Origin of the sequence: Paraburkholderia sp. USG1 (assembly GCF_031570135.1) — a bacterium.
GTDB classification, from domain to species: domain Bacteria; phylum Pseudomonadota; class Gammaproteobacteria; order Burkholderiales; family Burkholderiaceae; genus Paraburkholderia; species Paraburkholderia dioscoreae.
In genome coordinates this window covers 43,635-64,062 of sequence record NZ_JAMWXW010000028.1, presented here as the reverse complement: position 1 = coordinate 64,062, position 20,428 = coordinate 43,635, and the positions used below count along the sequence as shown (strand labels likewise).

19 protein-coding genes are annotated in these 20,428 nt (G+C 60.5%); 9 read left to right on the top strand and 10 right to left on the bottom strand.

What is annotated here, in order from left to right; all coding sequences use genetic code 11:
- Positions 1–245: 245 nt before the first annotated feature.
- Positions 246–2,843, top strand: a complete 2,598-nt coding sequence (locus NE850_RS29755; protein WP_310699772.1) for a DNA-binding protein — start codon at positions 246–248, stop codon at positions 2,841–2,843.
- A gap of 75 nt (positions 2,844–2,918) precedes the next feature.
- Here NE850_RS29755 and pstS (NE850_RS29750) read toward each other — a convergent pair whose 3' ends face one another.
- Positions 2,919–3,944 (bottom strand): phosphate ABC transporter substrate-binding protein PstS, encoded by a 1,026-nt coding sequence (gene pstS, locus NE850_RS29750; protein WP_310699771.1) that lies wholly within the window; start codon positions 3,942–3,944, stop codon positions 2,919–2,921.
- An 87-nt stretch (positions 3,945–4,031) separates the two neighbouring features.
- Between pstS (NE850_RS29750) and NE850_RS29745 the strand changes: the two genes are divergently transcribed.
- Both NE850_RS29745 and NE850_RS29740 read left to right on the top strand, forming a co-directional pair.
- The gene (locus tag NE850_RS29745; RefSeq protein WP_165187643.1) at positions 4,032–4,250 is read left to right on the top strand and encodes a hypothetical protein; all 219 of its coding nucleotides are present in this window, start codon (positions 4,032–4,034) and stop codon (positions 4,248–4,250) included.
- Between the two features lie 3 nt (positions 4,251–4,253).
- Positions 4,254–5,291 carry a transporter gene (locus tag NE850_RS29740; RefSeq protein ID WP_310699770.1) on the top strand — a complete coding sequence of 346 codons (1,038 nt, stop codon included), beginning with the start codon at positions 4,254–4,256 and terminating at the stop codon, positions 5,289–5,291.
- A 64-nt stretch (positions 5,292–5,355) separates the two neighbouring features.
- Here the strand turns inward: NE850_RS29740 and NE850_RS29735 are convergent, their stop codons facing one another.
- Positions 5,356–6,213: a CHAD domain-containing protein gene (locus NE850_RS29735; RefSeq protein ID WP_007178893.1), complete on the bottom strand. Its 858-nt coding sequence runs from the start codon at positions 6,211–6,213 to the stop codon at positions 5,356–5,358.
- Between the two features lie 479 nt (positions 6,214–6,692).
- On the opposite strand from NE850_RS29735, the gene pstS (NE850_RS29730) reads away from it, so the two are divergent.
- Entirely contained in the window at positions 6,693–7,727 is a 1,035-nt protein-coding gene (gene pstS / locus NE850_RS29730) for a phosphate ABC transporter substrate-binding protein PstS (protein WP_007178894.1), read from the top strand.
- A 100-nt stretch (positions 7,728–7,827) separates the two neighbouring features.
- On the opposite strand, the gene NE850_RS29725 is transcribed toward pstS (NE850_RS29730), so the two are convergent.
- The 4 genes from NE850_RS29725 to oxlT form a co-directional block, all read right to left on the bottom strand.
- Positions 7,828–8,259, bottom strand: a complete 432-nt coding sequence (locus tag NE850_RS29725) for a PAS domain-containing protein (protein ID WP_007178895.1) — start codon at positions 8,257–8,259, stop codon at positions 7,828–7,830.
- 105 nt (positions 8,260–8,364) lie between these two features.
- Complete coding sequence (frc, locus tag NE850_RS29720; RefSeq protein WP_007178896.1) at positions 8,365–9,615, bottom strand: formyl-CoA transferase; 1,251 nt, start codon at positions 9,613–9,615, stop codon at positions 8,365–8,367.
- 25 nt (positions 9,616–9,640) lie between these two features.
- The gene (gene oxc / locus NE850_RS29715; protein WP_007178897.1) at positions 9,641–11,383 is read right to left on the bottom strand and encodes an oxalyl-CoA decarboxylase; all 1,743 of its coding nucleotides are present in this window, start codon (positions 11,381–11,383) and stop codon (positions 9,641–9,643) included.
- Positions 11,384–11,447: 64 nt separating this feature from the next.
- Positions 11,448–12,779, bottom strand: a complete 1,332-nt coding sequence (gene oxlT, locus NE850_RS29710) for an oxalate/formate MFS antiporter (RefSeq protein ID WP_007178898.1) — start codon at positions 12,777–12,779, stop codon at positions 11,448–11,450.
- Positions 12,780–13,212: 433 nt separating this feature from the next.
- Between oxlT and NE850_RS29705 the strand changes: the two genes are divergently transcribed.
- On the top strand, positions 13,213–13,602 hold the full coding sequence (locus tag NE850_RS29705) for a hypothetical protein (protein ID WP_007178899.1): 390 nt from the start codon (positions 13,213–13,215) through the stop codon (positions 13,600–13,602).
- Between the two features lie 258 nt (positions 13,603–13,860).
- Here NE850_RS29705 and NE850_RS29700 read toward each other — a convergent pair whose 3' ends face one another.
- Positions 13,861–14,211 (bottom strand): DUF4148 domain-containing protein, encoded by a 351-nt coding sequence (locus NE850_RS29700; RefSeq protein ID WP_007178900.1) that lies wholly within the window; start codon positions 14,209–14,211, stop codon positions 13,861–13,863.
- A 506-nt stretch (positions 14,212–14,717) separates the two neighbouring features.
- On the opposite strand from NE850_RS29700, the gene NE850_RS29695 reads away from it, so the two are divergent.
- On the top strand, positions 14,718–15,371 hold the full coding sequence (locus NE850_RS29695) for a response regulator transcription factor (RefSeq protein WP_310699769.1): 654 nt from the start codon (positions 14,718–14,720) through the stop codon (positions 15,369–15,371).
- A 65-nt stretch (positions 15,372–15,436) separates the two neighbouring features.
- Here NE850_RS29695 and NE850_RS29690 read toward each other — a convergent pair whose 3' ends face one another.
- The 3 genes from NE850_RS29690 to NE850_RS29680 form a co-directional block, all read right to left on the bottom strand.
- Positions 15,437–16,000: a hypothetical protein gene (locus NE850_RS29690; RefSeq protein ID WP_232064288.1), complete on the bottom strand. Its 564-nt coding sequence runs from the start codon at positions 15,998–16,000 to the stop codon at positions 15,437–15,439.
- 105 nt (positions 16,001–16,105) lie between these two features.
- On the bottom strand, positions 16,106–16,375 hold the full coding sequence (locus NE850_RS29685) for a hypothetical protein (RefSeq protein ID WP_007178903.1): 270 nt from the start codon (positions 16,373–16,375) through the stop codon (positions 16,106–16,108).
- A gap of 264 nt (positions 16,376–16,639) precedes the next feature.
- A complete protein-coding gene (locus NE850_RS29680) occupies positions 16,640–17,470 on the bottom strand; it encodes an IclR family transcriptional regulator C-terminal domain-containing protein (RefSeq protein WP_007178904.1) in 831 nt (276 codons plus the stop codon).
- A 158-nt stretch (positions 17,471–17,628) separates the two neighbouring features.
- Here NE850_RS29680 and NE850_RS29675 point away from each other — a divergent pair, with 158 nt between their 5' ends.
- Genes NE850_RS29675 through NE850_RS29665 form a run of 3 tightly spaced genes read left to right on the top strand, consistent with a single transcriptional unit; the run spans position 17,629 to position 20,401 of the window.
- Complete coding sequence (locus NE850_RS29675) at positions 17,629–18,885, top strand: aromatic ring-hydroxylating dioxygenase subunit alpha (protein WP_165189586.1); 1,257 nt, start codon at positions 17,629–17,631, stop codon at positions 18,883–18,885.
- Positions 18,886–18,887: 2 nt separating this feature from the next.
- The gene (locus NE850_RS29670; protein ID WP_007178906.1) at positions 18,888–19,358 is read left to right on the top strand and encodes an aromatic-ring-hydroxylating dioxygenase subunit beta; all 471 of its coding nucleotides are present in this window, start codon (positions 18,888–18,890) and stop codon (positions 19,356–19,358) included.
- Positions 19,355–20,401 carry a PdxA family protein gene (locus NE850_RS29665; RefSeq protein ID WP_007178907.1) on the top strand — a complete coding sequence of 349 codons (1,047 nt, stop codon included), beginning with the start codon at positions 19,355–19,357 and terminating at the stop codon, positions 20,399–20,401. The genes NE850_RS29670 and NE850_RS29665 overlap by 4 nt, the downstream gene beginning before the upstream one ends.
- Positions 20,402–20,428: the final 27 nt, after the last annotated feature.

Sequence of the window (20,428 nt, the reverse complement as noted above, 5' to 3'; positions counted from 1 at the left end):
GGTCAACAAGGCAAGCTCTTCTACCGGTATCGCCGCTACCTCTCTGGGCGAGCAATGCGCGCCGATATAGCCGCTTTATGGTCCGCTGTTCCGTGGATTCGAAACGGCCGTTGAGCTATAAGATCCATCCGCGCCATGCCAGCTGTCATTTACCTTGTATCCCGAACGTCGCCGGACGTCCGCAGACGTAGTACCGTATTGAAAATTTAACCTTTTGCCCCGTTACATTGATTCTTGAGACGCTTATGTCCACGGACGCAGACACAATCACCGATGAACAGATCGCTGCAATCGCCGATCGCATGGTCGAAGAAGGCAGAAGAGTTTCGCCAGTGACAATCTGGAAAGAGGTTCGCGGCGGTTCGCTGGTGGCGATAGTCGCGGCCCTGCAACGCTGGCGTGAAGCGCGGCAGGGCGAAACGCCGGCAATGCAGGTCCAGCCCGGCTTGCCGGAGGGTCTGGCCGAAACCGTCATGAGCGCTGCGGACCGGATCTGGTCGGCATCCCAACACGATGCGGAGCGGGCATTCAGTCAGCGTCTGGCCGCAGTGAACCTGGATCTCGAAGCGGCCGTCGCGGAACGGGACGAAGCGCTTGCCGAGTATCAGAAAATGATCGATGAAGTCGAAACGGGGCGCCAGCGGGTCATCGCGCTGACGGACGCGCTCAGCGCCTCGGAAAGTGCCTCTCTGCGCCTCGAAGCGCAACTCGCCACCGTCACGGGCCGGGCGGAGGCGGCCGAGACTCACGTCGAGGAACTCGCGCAGCGCGCGTCGGCACAAGACGCGGATCTGGAAGCCATGAAGGCTTCGCTCGACGAGGAACGCCTGGCGCGCGAAGAGCTGGCCACGGCTCTCGCGGGCAAAAATGACGAAGTCGCTCAACTCACTCAGGAACGCGATCAGGCGCGGCACGAGATCGTGACGTTGAGTGATGTCTGTCACGCCAGAACAGAGGAAGTTACGCAATGGTCGCAAGAAGCACGCGCGGCTTCGTCGCGTGCCGAGGCGGCGGAGGCGCGCATCGAGGAGCTCGTGCAGCGCGCGGCGGTGGACCACGTCAATCTGGAAGCGACGAACGCATCGCTCGAAGCAGAGCGCAAGGCCCGTGAAGAGTTGGCGACGGTCGTATCGAGTAAGACCGACGAACTGACGCGCGTCACTCAGGAACATGAGCAGGCGCAGCAGGAGATCGCCAGTTTGCGCGACGCCTGTCAGGCCAGAGCGCAAGAAGTCACGCAGTGGTCGCAAGAGGCAAGCGTGGCTTCGTCGCGTGCACAAACGGCTGAGGCGCGCGTAGACGAACTCGCGCAGCGTGTGTCGTCGCAAGATGCGAGCCTCGAAGCGGCGAAGGCGTCGCTTGAAGAGGAACGCAGGGCACGTGAAGAGTTGGCAGCGGTTCTATCGAACAGGAACGACGAACTGACGCGAGTCATTCAGGAACGCGAGCAGGCGCTGCAGCACGTCACAGCATTGGACGCCGCCTGTCAGGCGAACGCGAAGGAACTGACGCGATGGTCGCAGGAAGCGAACGCGGCAACGTCACGCGCGCAAGCAGCCGAGGCGCGTATAGAAGAACTCGTGCAACGTGTGTCGTCGCAAGATGCCGGCCTCGAAGCGGCGAAGGTGTCGCTTGAAGAGGAACACAAGGCTCGTGAAGAATTGGCGGCGGTAGTTTCGAGCAAGGTAGAGGAACTGACGCGTGTTACTCAGGAGCGCGATCAGACGCTGCAGCAGATCGCTACGCTGGGCGACGCCCATCAGACGAAGTCCGAAGAAGTGACGCGACTGTCCGGGGAACTGAGTGCGGCGGGGTTACGCGCACAGCAGGCAGAGGCACGCGTAGAAGAACTCGTGCAGCAGGTAACGTCGCAAGCTGCGGAGCAGCAAGCCACGGTCGCATTGCTGGACGAAGAGCGCAAGGCACGAGCGGAGTTGGTCGCTGCTATATCAGGCAAGAGCGATGAATTGGCGCAAGCCGCTCAGGAACGCGATCACGCGCAGCAGCAGATCGTCACCCTGAGCGACGCTCATCAAGCGAAATCGGAAGAAGCGATAAGGTTGTCGGCGGAGCTAGGTGCAGCCTTGTCGCACGCGAAAACCGCCGAGGTCCAGGCAAGCGGGAGCCTCGCGAAACTCGCGGCGCTGGAGGCTGAACTGGAGCAAGCGCGCGCTGCGCTGGCAGCGGAGCGCGAGGCCGCCGCCGCGCGGGCTGACGAAATCTCGGTTCATCTCAACGACCTGCAGCGCGTCTCTCAGGAACTGGAAGAGACGCGGCAGCAGATCGGGACCATGAATGAGGCGAAGGCGGCCGCGAGCGCTGATCTGGCTCGGGTATTGCAGGATGCGTCCGCGGCGAGGGAACGCGCGGAGGCCGCGGAACAGCAGGTTGCGCAGTTGGAGCAGCGCCTCGCAGCGCAATCCGCAGCGATCGCGCAACAGAATCAGCGCGCTCAGCAGGCCAGCGTTCGAGCCGACGAGGCTGAGCGCGCGGAGGAAGTCGCCGTGTTGCAACGGCAGATAGCGGCACAAGCCAAAGCCAACGCAAAGGCCCTTAGTGAGCTTCGCGCTACTGCCGAACAGTGGGTCACGCACGCCAAGGATCTCAAACAGCGGCTCGGTCTGGCAAGCGAGAGGATCCTGTTCATCGACGCACGCAGCACCGGCGAGGTGGCGCTCGTCAGGCGGCTTTCATCCGAACTGGAGCGGCTCAAGCCGGATCACGAGTTGATCGCCAGAGAGACGCAGCAAAAACTGATCGGCGCGACGATGAGCCACCAACTCGCGCAGAAGGGCTATCGCTACGACCCGGCTACGGCGGTGATGTCGAAGGTCGCGACCTGACCTGTGCCGGAAGATCGGACACGTGGTGAAGAAAGGCGCGCATGCGACGCGCGCCTCATCTGATGTATCTGCCGCTTACGGCGCGACCGGCTTGCCGGACGCGTCCTTCACCTTCTGCTTCCATTGCGAGCGGATTTCAGCCGTTACCGATTCCGGCAGCGAAATATAGTCGAGGTCGTCGGCTGCCTTGCTGCCGTTCCTGAACGCCCAATCGAAGAACTTCAGCGTTTCGGCGCCTTGTGCTGCTTTGTCCTGCGTCGTATGCAACAGCACGAACGTCGCGCCGACCACGGGCCACGCGTTCTTGCCCGGCTCGTTCGTCAGGATCTGATAGAACGACTTCGACCAGTCGGCGCCCGCCGCCGCGGCCTTGAATGTGTCGGTTGCCGGCTCGACTATGGTGCCCGAAGCATTTTTCATCGACGCGTAGGTCATGTGGTTCTGCTTCGCATATGCCCACTCGACGTAGCCTATCGCGCCCGGCAGACGCTGAACGAACGCGGCAACGCCGTCGTTACCCTTGCCGCCGGTGCCGGTCGGCCAGTTCACCGTCGCGCCTTCGCCCACTTTGGATTTCCACTCCGGATTCACCTTGGACAGGTAGTTCGTCCAGATGAAGCTCGTACCCGAACCATCGGCACGACGAACCACGGCAATGTCGGTATCCGGGAGCTTGACTTTCGGGTTCAGCGCGGCGATCTCGGGATCGTTCCACTTCTTGATCTTGCCCAGATAGATGTCGCCGAGCACTTCACCCGACAGCACCAGTTCGCCAGCCTTCAGTCCCGGCACGTTGATGGCCGGCACCACGCCGCCGACCACCGTGGGAAACTGGAACAGGCCATCTTTGGCTAATTCGTCGTCTTTCAGTGGGGCATCCGAGCCGGCGAAATCCACCGTTTTGGCGATGATCTGCTTGATCCCGCCCGACGAACCAATACCCTGATAATTGACTTTGCCGCCGCCCCTTTTCTGATAGGCATCGGCCCATTTCGTATAAATCGGCGCAGCAAAGGTGCTGCCCGCGCCGGTGATGTCCGCGGCGTGCGCGGCGCTGGCACACAACGCACATAGAATCAGCGTAAGTTGCTTGAGATTCATGTCGAGACTCCTTGTGGCGATAGGGTCGCCTTAGATGGCCTGCAACTTAAGGGTGAAATATGACGTTCTCGTGACCGCTCGAATTAAATGATTCGACTGCTGAACGTTGAGGATCAGCCGGATCGACGTGGCGAGCCCTGCCTGATTAACCATCTTCCGATCGGTCGCGATATGCTCAGGCCTTTGATTGCGGTTCAATTCGGGCGACGCCTGGCGCAGGCGTGGCGTGGCGATCGCCGCAGTTCCAATGTCGGCCGCAAATTGCCTGATATGCCAATTCCCGCACGGGAAGCAAACGCTGAATGACCTATGAAATCTGACCTGCTACTGCAAACCTACGGTGCGGACTCGTCCGGGATCGTCTGTGGCTTTCTCTTTTCGTCGACGCGCGCCGGGCGGTCTGTCGATGCGGATGAAGTCGTCGAATGGCTGCAGGCGCACGACGCGAATGGCCCAGCGAGAGAAGGCAGCGAGTTCCTCTGGCTTCACTTCAATCTGGCGCACAGTGCGAGCGAACGTTGGATGAGGACGCAACTCGATTTGCCGGAGACTTTCTTCGACGCCTTGCGCGAGGGCTCGCACTCCACGCGTATCGAACATGCGGACGGCGCGTTGCGCGCGGTCGTGAACGACGTCATGTTCAATCTCGAGTTTATTCCCTCAGAAATCGCGACCCTGTGGATTTACGCGAATCAGCGGATCATCGTGACCGCGCGACTCAAGCCACTGCGTTCGGTAGACCGATTGCGCGCATCCGTTCGGGAAGGGGAGGTATTCAGGTCTCCCGCGGAATTGCTGGTTCACCTGATGCGCGATCAGGCCGACCTGCTCGTGCAGATCGTCCGGCACACCAGCGCCGACGTCGACCGGATAGAGGATCGATTCCTGTCGCAGCGGCCGACGCAGAACCGGATCGATCTGGGCGCCATGCGTCGTATGCTGACGCGCTTGCAACGCATGCTCGCACCTGAACCCGGCGCGATCTTCCGGCTGCTGGCGAGGCCGCCGCGCTGGCTTCACTCAGAGGACGTGCAGGATCTACGCGAGTCGACGGAAGAGTTTTCGGTGGTTCTCTCGGATGTCGCCGGGCTAATCGAACGGGTCAGGCTGTTGCAGGAGGAAATCATTTCCCGGCTGGAAGAGCAGAACAATCGCACGCTCTTCACGCTGACACTGGTCACGGTTCTGGCTATGCCGATCAATATCGTCGCAGGCTTTTTTGGCATGAATGTGGGCGGTATTCCGCTCGCTGAAAACCGGCACGGTTTCTGGGTGATGGTGTTGCTCGTGGCCGGATTCACAGGACTGGCCGGATGGTGGGCATTTCGCCGGCGCAAGGAACGGTAGGGCAAGCCAACTGCGTGGCAGTGCGTCCGGTTTCGGCATTCGCGGCGCCTGCACGCAGGCGCCGTTAGCTCATGTCGGAGCCGGAATGCTCGCTGGCCAGCATGTCGCCGACAGCGCGCAACGAGGCGTCGGCGCTTTGCATGTGATGGCCTCTGAGGTACCTCAGATACGCGATCGCATCGTCTACTACGCCGCACTCGCCGAGCCGATCCCTGTGCGCCAGAAGTAGCGATTCGCTCGAAACGATGTCGTTGAGTTGTCCTAGTTCATCCTGCATTTGCGTGAGTTCGACGATGCCGATCCCACTCCCGCCATCGATCAGAGGCGCGAAAAACTCCAGCAGATAACGCACTTTCTTCGCTGCGATCCGGACTTCGTGAAACCCGGCGTATCCGTGGTGCTGATCCATAAGCAGACGCTTCATCCGTTTTCGCAGCGCCTTTTTCGCCGTTGCGATACGGTCCGCAGCGAATTCCGCAAGCGGTTCGTCAAACGCGCGAGCGTCGAGTTGCAATATTAAGCCCGCGATTCCCTGCGCCAATATGGCTTCGACGTTCGCGGCGGCTATCGTTGCGCGACTGTGCAGAAGCGCATCGCCGCGCAGCAGATCGACACGTTCAACGAGCGCCGCAAAAGGTTGCGGCATCTGCATGTCATCTGCCAGTAAGTGCTTCAGGATATCCCAGTCACGTGTCTGACCGGCGGAGTCAGCCAGGGCCTTGAATTCGCGTCGCTGCCGTCTTGCCTGCGACCCGTCGATAAGCGGATCGTAAGCCCACCACAGCGAGCGCAGACGACGCAGCACGACACGAAGTTTGTGAGGACTTTCCGGATCGGCGCTCCTGCACAAGTTGCCGACGCGTAGCGCCACCTGCGCGACCATTGGCGCGACCAGCGTCGAGAAGGCCGCGGCTGGCGACATGTCTGCCGAAACCGTGCCGGTGCGTCTGTCGGCATTCTCCGAAGTCCGTTCTTGTGCAGAAGCGACGTCACGCATGGGTGGTGTGGAGTTCATCGGCTCGAGTCGCGTGAGTCCCAAAGCGGACGGAAGTGAGGTGAACGTAAGGTGGCGCGTGGCAGGCGCGCCTCGCAAATTGCGATATCAATCCTACAACGTATCAATTTTCACGACCATGCCGGCACTGGGCGGGAAGCAATGCGGCCATGATAGAGCGATTCAATTTGCCTCCTGACGCACAGCGTCCTGTAATGGGGAGAGTTGGTTTTTCAGCGCTGTGCTTGCCCGCGTTTCCAATTGGCATGTTGCAGCGCGACGGCAAACCGGTGGAAAGAGAAAATTCAATAAAGTCCGCCAGCAAATAGTTTCTTCACGCCACGCGTCGTTACTCGGCGAGCTTCACTTCATGAGCTTCAACAACAAAAGTTAAAGTGAGGTCTTTCGTGAGCTATACACAAACACTGTTGACCGGTGTGGTCGGCGCTCTATTGGCGGTCACGGCGCACAGCGCCGACATTACCGGCGCCGGCAGCACCTTTGCCGCGCCGATTTATACGAAATGGGCCGGCGCATACCAGCAGGCGGGCGGCGGCACGGTGAGCTATCGCGGTGTCGGGTCGACTGAAGGGGTGAAGGAAATCATGGAGAGCCAGGTTGATTTCGCCGGATCGGATGCCCCGCTGAGCGACGACGAACTTGCCAGGAACGGCCTGCTCCAGTTTCCAATGGTGATTGGCGGCGTCGTGCCGGTCGTCAATTTGCCCGGTATCAAGCCGGGGGAGTTGATTCTCTCCGGGCGTGTGCTCGCGGATATCTATCTTGGAAAAATCATCAACTGGGATGCCCCGGCCATTGCCGCCATCAATCCCAGGATCAAGCTGCCCGATACGCCTATCGCCGTTGTCCGCCGCCTTGACGGTTCAGGTACCACGCTGATCTGGACGCACTATCTGGCGCAGGTCAATCCTGAGTGGAAGAGCCGGATCGGCGAAGGGACTTCAGTGCGCTGGCCGCGCGGCATAGGCGGAAGAGGTAATGAAGGGGTGGCTACCTTCGTACAACATCTGCCCGGCGCAATCGGCTATGTTGCGTGGGATTTCACGAAGCAGAATCATATGTCGTATACGGCCATGGAAAATGCCTCGGGTGCCGTGGTTCAGCCTGGACCGGAGACATTCAAGGCGGCCGCCGCGAGCGCGGACTGGTCCAGATCTCTCTTCCCAATCCTGGCCAATGAGCCGGGCGCGAACGCGTGGCCTGTGGTCGGCGCGACATATGTATTGCTTCACAGCACGCCGAATAAACCGGAGCGCAGCGAGGCGACACTGAAATTTCTGGAGTGGGCGCTGACCAATGGCGGCCAGGCCGCGGAGGATCTGGACTATGTACCGCTGCCGCCGCCGGTGGTGAGCGAAATTCGCACGCAGTTGCATGCGCGGGTGAAGAATCCGTCGGGTAAGGCAATCGCCGGCGAATGAGTTCAGGTCTTTCACCGCTCAAAGCATTGCGCGGTGACGAGTATGCGCTGACTCCCCCCAGCCTTCTGCGGGTAGCTGAATACGGGCGGGGTGCGCCCGCTCAAGCGCCAGCGGACGCCTCCAGTTCCGCAAGCCGCTTGCGCAGCAGGCGATCTTCCTGAAAGCGGCTGGTTTCGTCGCGGATCACGGCGACGATACCGGTGAGTTCATTTTGCGGCGAATGCAGCAACGCCACCGTGAAGGCAATCGACATGGATCGCCCGTCCTTGTGCATGGCGGGAACACGCAACACGTCGTTGCCGTAGCGAGTTGCGCCTGTTGTCATGGTCTTGTGATAGCCGTCCCAATGGCGGCCGCGCAGCCGTTCCGGAATGATCAGGTCCAGCGAATTGCCGAGCGCCTCGTCTTGCGTAAAGCCGAACATGCGCTCGGCCGCGGGGTTCCAGAATGTGATGCTGCCCTGGGAATCCGAAATGATGACCGCGTCGCCGATTGCGTTGGCAAGTTGCTGGAAGTCGATCGCATTTTGCATGGCGCTCCCCGGATGTGAAAACACGGATGCATGAACAGGATACGACTCCGCCAGCGGCGCCGTATCCGCCAGGCCCGAGCCGATGGCCGGGCTTGCCTCGCACCATTAAACCGCCTTGACTTCGCGCAGGTTGAAGATTTGCTGCTGGCTGTAGCCAAGGCTCGCCAGCACCTCGTCGGTGTGTTCGCCGAGCAGCGGCGACGCGGTGACTTCCGGCTTCAGATCCGAAAACTTGATCGGGCTGCCGACGGTCAGATACGTGCCGCGTTTCTTGTGCGGTACTTCGACGATCGTGCCGCTCGCGCGCAACGACGGATCGTTGGCCAGTTCCTTCATGGTCAGCACTGGCGCGCACGGAATGTCGAACTTGCGCAAGATGTCGACCGCTTCGAACTTGGTTTTGTCGGCGAGCCAGGTTTCGATGGTCTGGAAGATATCGAAGATATGCGGTTGACGTGCTTCCGCAGTCTTGTAGGCCGGGTCGTCGATCCACTCGGGCTTGCCGAGCGCCTTGCAGATCGGCTCCCACGCATGACCCTGAATCGTGAAGTAGATGTAGGCGTTCGGATCCGTTTCCCAGCCTTTGCATTTGAGCACCCAACCCGGCTGGCCGCCGCCGCCCGCATTGCCGCCGCGCGGTACTACGTCACTGAATTCGCCGTGCGGATATTGCGGATATTCCTCGAGATAGCCAACGCGTTCCAGCCGCTGCTGGTCACGAAGCTTCACGCGGCACAGATTCAGCACGCTGTCCTGCATGGACACCGCGACCTTCTGGCCCTTGCCGGTTTTGTCGCGGCCCAGCAGCGCGGTCAGAATGCCGATGGCCAGATGCATACCGGTATTGCTGTCGCCGAGCGCGGCGGCGCTGATGGTGGGCGGACCGTCCCAGAAGCCGGTGGTGGAGGCCGCGCCGCCTGCGCATTGCGCCACGTTTTCGTAGACCTTCAGGTCGTCATAGTGGTGACCGTCGCTGAAGCCTTTCACCGAGGCGACGATCATCTTCGGATTGAGTTCATTCAGCCGTTCCCACGAAAAGCCCATGCGGTCCAACGCGCCCGGGCCGAAGTTCTCCACTAGCACGTCGGACTCGCGAATCAGTTTTTCGAGTACTTCCTTGCCTTCGGGTTTTTTTGTGTCCAACGTCAGCGACTTCTTATTGCTGTTGAGCATCGTGAAGTACAACGCGTCGGCGTCGGGAATATCGCGCAACTGATTGCGCGTCACGTCGCCCGAACCCGGCCGTTCAACCTTGATGACGTCCGCGCCGAACCAGGCGAGCAACTGGGTGCATGCAGGGCCGGCTTGAACATGGGTGAAGTCGATGATCCGGATGCCTTCGAGAGGTTTGGTCATGTTGGTAACTCCGTGGTTGCACTGATTACTTTTTCATCGCCGCGCTTTGCGGATTCAGATTGGTCAGTCGGCCGCTTTCGGTGCCCGCCGCTTCGTCGATCACCGCGTTGATCAGGCTCGGCTTGCCCGACGCGATCGCTTCGAGCAGCGCCTGCGTCAGTTCTTCCGGCGTGCTCGCGTGATAGCCGATTCCGCCGAATGCCTCGATCATCCTGTCGTAGCGTGCGCCTTTCACGAACACGGTCGGCGCGACGTCCTTGCCGCCGGTCGGGTTCACGTCGGTGCCGCGATACACGCCGTTGTTGTTGAAGACGATCGTGCAAATCGGCAAGTCGTAACGGCAGATGGTTTCGAGTTCCATGCCGCTGAAGCCGAATGCGCTGTCCCCTTCGATCGCGACGACCGGTTTGCCGCTCGTCACCGCCGCGCCGATCGCGAAGCCCATGCCGATGCCCATGATTCCCCACGTGCCCGAATCGAAGCGTTTGCGCGGTTCATACATGTCGATGATGCTGCGCGCGTAGTCGAGCGTGTTCGCGCCTTCATTGACGACATTGATATCCGGGCGCGTTTTCAGCACGTCGCGGATCGCGCGCAGCGCGCTGTGGAAGTTCATCGGCGACGGGTTCTTGTCGAGCGTTGCGGCCATCTTCGCGAGATTCCTGTTCTTACGTTCGGCGATCGCACCGGTCCACTCGGCGTCCGGCTTCGTGAAGCCTGCCTCGATACCGGCACGAAGCGCCGCCACGCACGAGCCGATATCGCCGATCACCGGCGCGGCAATCGCCACGTTGCTGTCGATTTCGGTTGGCGAAATGTCGACCTGGACGAACTTCTTCGGCTCCGCGCCCCACGTTTTGCCCTTGCCGTGCGAGAGCAGCCAGTTCAGGCGTGCGCCGATCAGCACGACAACGTCGGCTTCCTGCAGCACGAACGAACGCGCCGCCGAGGCTGATTGCGCGTGCGTATCGGGCAGCAGGCCTTTGGCCATCGACATCGGCAGATACGGAATGCCGCTCTGTTCGACGAACGCGCGAATCTCCGCGTCGGCCTGCGCGTACGCGGCGCCCTTGCCGAGCAGAATCAGCGGCCGTTTGGCGCTCTTCAGCACATCGATTGCCCGCTTCACCGATTCCGGCGCCGGCAACTGGCGAGGTGCCGCGTCGATCACCCGTACCAGCGACTGCTGCGCTTTCACGGCATCCAGCGTTTGTGCGAGGAGTTTCGCGGGCAAGTCCAGATACACGCCGCCAGGACGCCCCGACACGGCGGCACGAATCGCGCGCGCCACGCCGATACCGATGTCTTCGGCATGCAGCACGCGATACGCGGCCTTGGCGTAAGGCTTGGCCGCATTCAACTGGTCCATCTCTTCGTAGTCGCCCTGTTGCAAATCGACGATCTCGCGCTCGCTGGAACCGCTGATCAGGATCATCGGGAAGCAGTTGGTGGTCGCGTTGGCGAGGGCGGTCAGGCCGTTCAGAAAGCCTGGTGCCGACACCGTCAGGCAGATCCCCGGCTTCTGCGTCATGTAACCGGAAATGGCCGCCGCGTTGCCCGCGTGCTGTTCATGACGAAAGCCGATGAAACGCATCCCTTGCGCTTGTGCAAGCCGCGCCAGGTCGGTGATCGGAATGCCGACCAGTCCGAAAATGGTGTCGATGTCGTTCAGTTTCAGCGCGTCGATGACGAGGTGGAATCCGTCGGTCGTTTCGGTCGCCTGTTGTTTCAACGTGTCGTCTGTTGTGGGCTGGTCGGCTTCTGCCATGACATCTCTCCTTATTGACGGGGCGTGATGGGGTATGTCGCGAGTGGGGCGCTCGCGTTGTCAGTCATTCGGGCGAGCCGCCGGAGGACGGCTGCAGTCGCGCTTCAGCGATCACCACGCCGGCTGGCGCGCCCGAGTTTTCGATCCAGCGCTTTCTCATGGGGGCGAGGATGAACTTCGCGGACACGGCCGCCGCGATCGACACCACGGCAGCCGCGATAAACACCGTGCTCCACCCGCCATTCGCCGACAGTACCGATGCGAGCGGCACCAGCATCGAAGCGGTGCCCTTCGCGGTATAAAGCGTGCCGGCATTAGCTGCGGCGTATTTGCTGCCGAACGTATCAGCGCAGGTGGCGGGAAAGATCGAGAAGATCTCGCCCCAGCACAGGAAGACAGCAGCCGCGAAGAACATGAATGCGTACGGGTTGTGGCCGAACTGCATCAATCCCAGCAATGCGACGCCTTCGCCGAGAAAGATCATGAACATCGTGTTCTCGCGGCCTATGCGGTCCGATAGAAAACCGCACAAGGGACGGGTGAAGCCGTTGCAGAGGTTGTCGATCGACAGCGTCATGGTGAGCAGCGGCAACGTGATGCCCATGAGATTCACCGGCAGTTTGGCAAAGCCGTATTCCTTCGCAATCGGCCCGAGCTGCGCGGTTGCAATGATGCCGCCGGCCGCGACGAATACGAACATCAGATACAGCACCCAGAAGAGCGGCGAACGGATCATCTCGCCAGGTGTGTAGTCGATCTTGCTTGCAACCACGCGTTTAGCGACGACTGCGGTGGCGGGCGGTTTCGGCCGTATCAGCATGGTGGCGAGCAACAGGATGCAGACGCCCTGGAAAATGCCGAAGAACATGAATGTATGCTGATAGCCGGAACGCTGGATCATGTCGGCGATGGGAACCACGGTGACGGCCGCGCCGGCGCCGAAACCTGCCGCAGTCAAGCCCGCCGCGAGACCGCGCTTGTCCGGAAACCATTTGAGCGCCGTGCCCACGCACGTGCCATACACGCAGCCCGCGCCGATACCGGCGATGACCGCCGCAACGTACAGCGTGGCCAGACTGCTGGCATGCGCGTCGATGATCCAGCCGAGTGCCGCGCACAGTGAACCGCCAATCACGACGGGGCGCGGCCCGAACTTGTCGACGAGCCAGCCTTCCACGGGCACGAGCCAGGTTTCGGTAACGATGAAGATCGTGAACGCGCTCTGGATCGCCGCTTGTCCCCAATGGTGGGCGTTGTCCATCGGGACGACGAACAGCGTCCACGCATATTGCAGATTTGCGACGAGCCCCATGCAGACGATACCGATCGCGAGTTGGATCCAGCGGTGATGTGTGAACGCGGTACGGCCTGTTTCCGATACATCGGAATGTCCCATGTCTGCGTCTCCTGTCTCTTCCGTCGCGCTCGAGCGGCACGCTGGACTTACATGATCGAATCGCTTCGTCGCCGGTTTGTTGTGCTGGCAACGAAGCGCCAATGGTCGGCCAGAAGGCGCTGCACTAACGGAAAACCCTTAGCCAGAGGTGCAGCACGTCTGAGGGGATGCTGCGCGAGAACAGCAATAAGGGAAAGTTAAAACATTTTATGGTTCGCATTAGGCATTCCTAATGGATGAGGCCCGAGCCTTGTCCAGAGGGCGCTCAGAGGCGTAACCTGCTCTGTCGCGGCGCAGATTTCGTTGCTGTTCCGGAGGTTGGGGTAAACCAATATATAAACAATGAGCTATTGTTTTTTGAAAAAACTTTAACTGTTGTTTATCTATGCGCGCTTCTATTCTTGGTCGTGCCACCTGCCTGAAGGAGATAACCATGAATCACGCTCAACCCAACGCTGGCGACAGCGCGCATGATGCTGAGATCGACGCGCAACTGTGCGCTTATAACGCCGCGTTCGACGAACTAGGCCTGCGCTTCCGCTGGGATACGCACACGCTGGCGTCGCTGGCAATGATCCACGGCGAACAGGCACAGATCGCCGCGTATATCGAATCGCACCATCGGCATTTGCTGAACGCCTATAGCGCTGAGTTTCTGAGCCGGGCCATTCTCGACAAGAAAAGCGCGCGCTATCCAGCGGCTTTGCCACGACGTATCGAAAGTGCGCCACCTTCGACACATGCGGTACGTCAGTCGGGGACGAGTAGTCAACGCGAGCGCGTTTCGTACGACATACAACTGCCGGCGCTGGCAGGCGTGTAGATGCGATGTGTCGCATGCACGCGTTCCGTATAGGGACGCGTGCCGTCGATCATGTGGACATGCCGTCCCAACACCTTCACTGTAAGGAGCGCGGCGTATTAGCCGTATGCAAATCCAGCGCTCGCGATCAGGATTGTTGATCTTGTGGTGGTCGTTGGCGATACGTCAGCGTGGTTTCGTCCCGGAGTGAAGCAGGACTTCAGGATTAAGTCAGATCCCGTGCATCCAGTGACGACACGAGACCTGAAAGCGCACCGTTCAGTTGCCGAAGTACGGCGTGCAGAAGCTGACCGGACCCACGCAGGTCGAATGCATCGCTGCGTGCGCCGGTCCACCTGACGACGAACTGCCGTCATGCGCCACACCGCCATAGCCCTGCGTAGCCTGTTGTTGACTGGTTTGTGCCGCTACCTTTGCCTCCGCAGCCAGGATATCGGTCGGATAGTTGGCGTCGTCGCCTTGGGCCGGGTTGTAGCCGGCCTGTTCGAGCTTGACCAGATCGCCGCGGACTTCCGCGCGTGTCACCGGAGCATTTGATTGCGCGAACGCGAATACCGGAGCGGACAAGGCGCTTGCGGCGAGGGCGAGATAGACAAGAGTTTTTTTCATGATTTGATACTCCTAAATAAATGTGAAGTTTGATGGCGAAGATTTAGCGTAAATACATGCGGCTGAATGTCGAACAGTCACCGGAGAAAGGCGCTCTCGGCTTTCTTGCGTGAGCGTCTGGAATCTATATTGCGACATTCAAGGTGACGTGACGCCCACCGGTTGATTACAAGATTGACAGAAAGCGCCAAAGCAATGTCTGCCGGTCGGCTTCAATGCCTTCGGCAGATCTTTCTCCTTCAACGATCCCGAAAGTTTCAGACGGTCCGCGCAACGGGAAACCAGCCCGCGACAAAACTCGTCCGGGACGTGTTTTAGACGCATTTGCGGCGAGGATGCCGCCCTGCAAACCGTAAATACCCACTTCGAAGCATGCACGGGTGGAATTAGCTCGCTGCAAGAAACAAACCGGAACGTCCGCGCAGTTACAAAATAGCGTTCGACATGCTCAATCAATGGCCCATGATGGAAAGGGCAATCTCGCTTCCTTTCCATGAGAGTGGTCCGTGATCAAGGTCGCTATATCCGATGCGCACGGCGTCGTGCGTGAGGGTTTGCACGCGATTCTTCGATGCTCTGGGGACTTCAGTGTCGTCGGGAAGGCCGTGGATGGTGCAAGCACGCTTGAGCTCGCGAGAACCACGGATGCGGCTCTTCTGACGCTGGGTCTTCTGATGCCTGGCATCCACGGTCTTGATCTCATTTCGCTGATCAAGAACGAAAATCCCGCGCTGCGTGTTCTCGTCGTAACGATGCGGGCGGAGGAATCCTTTGCGGCGCGTGCATTCAAAGCCGGAGCATCCGGGTATATCACTAAAAACTGCTCGGCCACGGAATTCCTCGACGCGGCGAGAAAGGTTGGTGCGGGAGGCGTGTATGTGAGTGTTGCAATGGCCGATGAGTTCGCCCACGGCTTGGCCGATATGGGTTCCGCATTGCCTCACCAGCGCTTGTCGGCCCGTGAATTCGAGGTGTTTCTACTGATTGCGGCTGGCGAATCGGTGGCCGGTATCGCCGAAAAGCTAGGGTTGAGCGCCAAGACTGTCAGTACCCACAGGACGAGAATTCTGGAAAAGTCGAGCCTCGCCAATGACGCGGCGCTTGTGCGATACGCGGTGCACCATAGCCTCTTTGAGGATGACAGCCGCGAAGCACTCTAAACCATTCACGGAGCGGCGCGAAGTTATGCTAACGGTGCAATTCAAGGCCCCAATCCACTGCATCGCTATTCCTGCTTGCGCAGTGCGTCGCGAAACTGCGCGAGATGTTCCTGATACTGCTCCGCTTCGCCATAAGTCAAAAATCGTTCATACCTTGCATGCGTGCCCAACACCTTGCGGGCGTGTTTGATGGGGCACCAGTACTGCTCCGTGCGCGCGGCGATTTCTGAGGCGTAAGCGATGAGGCCATTTGCATATTCACAGTACGCGCAATGGAATCGCTCCATGAAGTTCAGATAGCGCAATTGCCAGCGGTCCATCACGATATAGTCCGCACGTTTGACTTTTACGATGCCGTAGATCGGGAAACAGATTGCCTGGTAGATGGAGATGCAAAGATCCAGAAATGCCAAAGGGAAAACCAGCCCGTAGACGAACGGCGCCGCGAGGAAATTTTGCGGCCGGCTGGAGAGAATCCAGCGAACGATACCCACTTTCAATTCCCGATGAACCTTGCCAACCGCTTCGTCGAATTCGACATGTTTGCCGGTGATTCGATAGAACAGTTTGACTTCCCGTTGATGAAGTTCCGTTTGCAGTTCCGACTCAAGCACGCTGATCTGGCTCAAGAGATGTTTTATCCGTTCTTCCACATGAACTCCGTTTAGCCTGGACGAGAAGGGCGCGAAATAAACAGCTGACTGCGACCTACGCCAGAGCCAGCTGCGAGCGCCTCAACTGCCGCTTCCACCCGATTGTGCCGCCTGGATGGCCTTGACCCGATCGGCCTGCGCTTTGGCAACCTCGCGGTCGCGAGCCTTGTTTGCTGCGCGTACCCTCGCGCGGTAAGCCTCGTTCGCGGCGCGGATCTCGCTTCGCATCTGCACAATGTTGTCGTCGGGTTGAGCGCTGTCTGCGCCGGACGGCGCGGTATTCTGGGCCCAAGCCTGCGTCGTGCCGACAGTTGCCAGCGCAATCAGAAGGGCTGGGAAAATCCTTTTCATGCTTGTTACCTCCAGAAGGTCAAGGTGTCAAAGAAATCCATGCGTTGCGACGCGGATCGACCGTCATTGCCGGCTGACGGCGGCCCCGATCTGCGAACAACGGCATGCAGACAGTCGAATGACGTCATGACTGTCTATTTGGCGCTTTGAGCACTGGAGGCAGTTGACCAGGATCAACTGGTTTGAGATGGGTAGTGCGACCGACCGTGAGTCGGTCGCATCTGAACGATTGCGTTGACCCTAACCGGTCCTGAAACGCGTTCGCTAAAGTGCCCGTTGCAGACGTGCGGCAACAGCCTTCAAAACAGGCAGGAACTTCTCCTCCAGGGTTTCCACGCTGACCCGTCCGGAAAACACACTCACGCTGACCGCGGCCTCGATCGCACCGCTGCGATTTCTCACCGGCACCGCCATTGCGGACATGCCAATTTCTAGTTCCTCATTGCTGATCGCATAACCGTTTTGTGCAGCGAGTGCGATGGCCCGCAACACGGTGTTTGTGGTTGCGAGCGTGCGTGTTGTCAGATGCTTCATGGGCGTCGCGTCGAGATGGTGGCGAATCTCCTCTTCTGACAGACCCGACAGCAGAACGCGGCCGGTCGCCGAGCAATAGGCCGGCAGTCTGCCGCCGAGCTTCACGCCTGTGGACACGATTCTCACCGCCTCCGCGCGCGCAATGAATACCGAGTAGCCCTCGTCCAGCACCGCCAGCGATACCGATTCGTGCAATTCGTCGCGCGCACTCGTGAGAAGCGGTTGCGCGATCTGCGTCAGCGACGACGTGCTGAGGTATGCGCTGCCCAGTCTGAGCATGCGCGGCAGTGGCGTGAAGAACTTGCCGTCGTGCGCGAGATAGCCGAGATCGACAAGCGTGAGCAGGCAGCGGCGCGCGGCCGGCCGGCTGAGGTCCGCAAGATGCGCGGCGTCCGAAACGGTCATGCGCGCAGTCGACGCACCGAATGCCTCGATGATCGCCAATCCCTTGGCGAGGCCCGCCATCCCTTCTTTCGCACGTGCCTTACCGCTCGGATCAGCACTTTCTTCAGGCGTCAATTCGCCTTCCTGCCCGTTGACAGGTTCTTTGACCGATGTCATATTGGATTCAAATATCGAACAATGTACGTTATTCGAACACATTCGAACCCGTCTGTCAACCTGGCACGGCACGCGAAGAGCCGTCCCCAGCGGATCCAGGCGGCGTTGGAACGGTCCCCGCAATACATGGAGCGAGCAACTTGAACATCATTCCCATCATGCCGGCGCGGCGCGCCAGCATCACCTGGCCGTCCGAAGGACTGACGCGCGTGCCTTACGCGCTGTTCCAGGATGAAGGCGTGTACGCCGACGAACAGGACGCGATCTTCCGCGGTCCGAACTGGAGCTACCTGTGCCTCGAAGCGGAAGTGCCGAATCAGGGCGACTTTCGCAGCACATTCGTAGGCGACGCCCCGGTGGTCGTCACGCGCGACACCGACGGCGAAATCTATGCGTTCGAGAATCGCTGCGCGCATCGCGGCGCAATGGTTTGCCTTGAAGACCAGGGCAATGCCAGAGATTTCAGTTGCGTCTATCACGCATGGACCTACAGCCTGCAAGGCGATCTGGTAGGGGTGGCATTCAAGGACGGCATTGACGGCAAAGGCGGCATGAAGCCGGATTTCTGCACCGGCGATCACGGCTTGCGCAAGCTGCGTGTCGCAACGCTGCATGGCCTCGTGTTCGGCAGCTTTTCCGACGACGTCCCGCCGCTCGACGAGTACCTCGGCGAAGAGATCGTCGAGCGCATCGCGCGCGTGCTGGAGAACCGCAAGCCGGTCGTGCTCGGGCGATTCACACAAATGCTGCCGAACAACTGGAAACTCTACTTCGAGAACGTCAAGGACTCCTACCACGCGAGCATTCTGCATCTGTTCTTCACGACGTTTCAGCTCAACCGCCTGTCGCAGCGCGGCGGCATCATCGTCGATCCGAGCGGCGGTCACCACGTCAGCTACTCGGCTGTCGACCATGCCGCCGAAGCCGCGGAGCAACGGAAAGCCACCAGCGACTACGCGGATCAGAAAATCCGTTCGGAAAGCGAGCATCGCCTCGAAGACACTTCGGTGCTCGCCGGCGTGGACGAGTTCGGCGACGGCGTCACGCTGCAGATTCTTTCGGTATTTCCCGGCTTCGTGCTCCAGCAGATCCAGAACGCGATCGCGGTCCGCCAGATTCTGCCGCGCGGCACGCAGCAAACCGAATTGAACTGGACCTACCTCGGCTTCGAAGACGACACGCCCGAATTGCGCGAAATGCGCCTGCGCCAGTCGAATCTGGTCGGGCCGGCAGGTTACGTGTCGATGGAAGACGGATGCGTCGGCGGCTTCGTGCAACGCGGCATCGAAGGCGCGGGCGACGGCCGCTCGGTGATCGAAATGGGCGGCGATAGCGCCGAAAGCAGCGCGAGCCGGGTGACGGAAGCGTCGATTCGCGGCTTCTGGAAAGCCTACCGCAACGCAATGGGATACTGAGAATGGCGCAAGACATCTATCAACTGATTGCTCGCGCGCAGGCCGACTACGTGCGCTGCATCGACGACGGCGATCTCGCGCAATGGCCGGACTTCTTCACCGATGCCTGCGTCTACAGGGTGACGACCGCCGACAATTACAAGCGCGGCCTCACGGGCAGCATGATCTACGCGGCTTCGCGCGGCATGCTGATCGACCGGATTGCTTCGCTGCGCGGCGCCAACATTTACGAGCGCCACAGTTATCGGCATCTGCTTGGACAACCCAGCGTTATCAGCGCGAACGAACGTGAGGCGCGCAGCGAGACTTCGTTCATGGTGGCGCGGATCATGCGCGACGGCTCGACGAGCCTGTTCGCCACCGGCCGCTATTGCGACGTGTACGCCGTGGAGGAGAGCGGCGTGAGGTTGCGTGAACGGATTGTGGTGTGCGACAGCTCATGCATCGACACGCTGCTGGCGTTGCCGCTATGAGCCGCATCCGTGACGGCGCGATGACAGTCGCGCTGGCGATCGGCGACCCCAACGGTATCGGTCCTGAAATCGCGGTCAAGGCTGCCGCCCAGATGGTGCGCGAAGGCGGCGAGCATGGCGGGCACGCTGCGCATTCGCAGCCGCGCATCGTCCTGTTTGGCGACGCGTTTGTGATCCGGCGGTACGCACGCCAGTGTTGTCCCGAACTCATGCTTCGCCTCGTGCAACCGGACGATCTGCCTGCTGCCGAGCTCAACGCAATCGACATGGTCGACGTCGCGTCGCTGCCTGCCGAAGCGTTCGTGCCAGGCGAGGTCGCGGCCGCCGCGGGCGCGGCGACGCTCGCCTACGTCAGCGCCGCGCTTCGTGCCGCGCGCGCGGGCCAGGTGGACGCCGTGATCGCCTGTCCGCATTCGGAGACCGCGATCAATACATCGGGCGTGCGCTTCGCCGGTTATCCCGGCTTCGTGGCGCGCGAAATGGGCATGCCGGCCGAAGACGTCTATCTGCTGTTGATCGGCGGCGGCCTGCGCATCGTTCATGCGACGTTGCACGAAGGTATTGCCTCGGCACTCGCGCGGCTCGATCAGCGCCACGTCGAACGCGCCGCGCGGGCGGCGGTACAGGCGCTGCAATTGATGGGCGTCGCGCATCCCGTGGTCGGACTGATGGGCATCAATCCGCACGCGGGCGAGGGCGGTCTTTTCGGCCGCGAGGACATCGACATTACCGAGCCGGTCGCGCGCAAGTTGCGTGATGACGGTATGACAATCATCGGCCCGCAAGGCGCCGATCTATTGCTCACCAATCCCGACATCGACGTGTTTGTCGCGATGTATCACGACCAGGGCCACATTCCCGTCAAGCTGCGCGCCGGCCGCCATAGCGCCGCGCTGTCGATCGGCGCGGGCGTGCTGTTCTCGAGCGTCGGGCACGGCAGCGGTTTCGACATTGCCGGCACCTTGCTCGCGGACCCTGCACCGCTGCTCGGCGCGATCCGTCTGGTCACAACCGGAACCGTGCTCGCCCCCCTGGCTGAGTGACACGTTCCAACGCTTTTCGAGGTCATA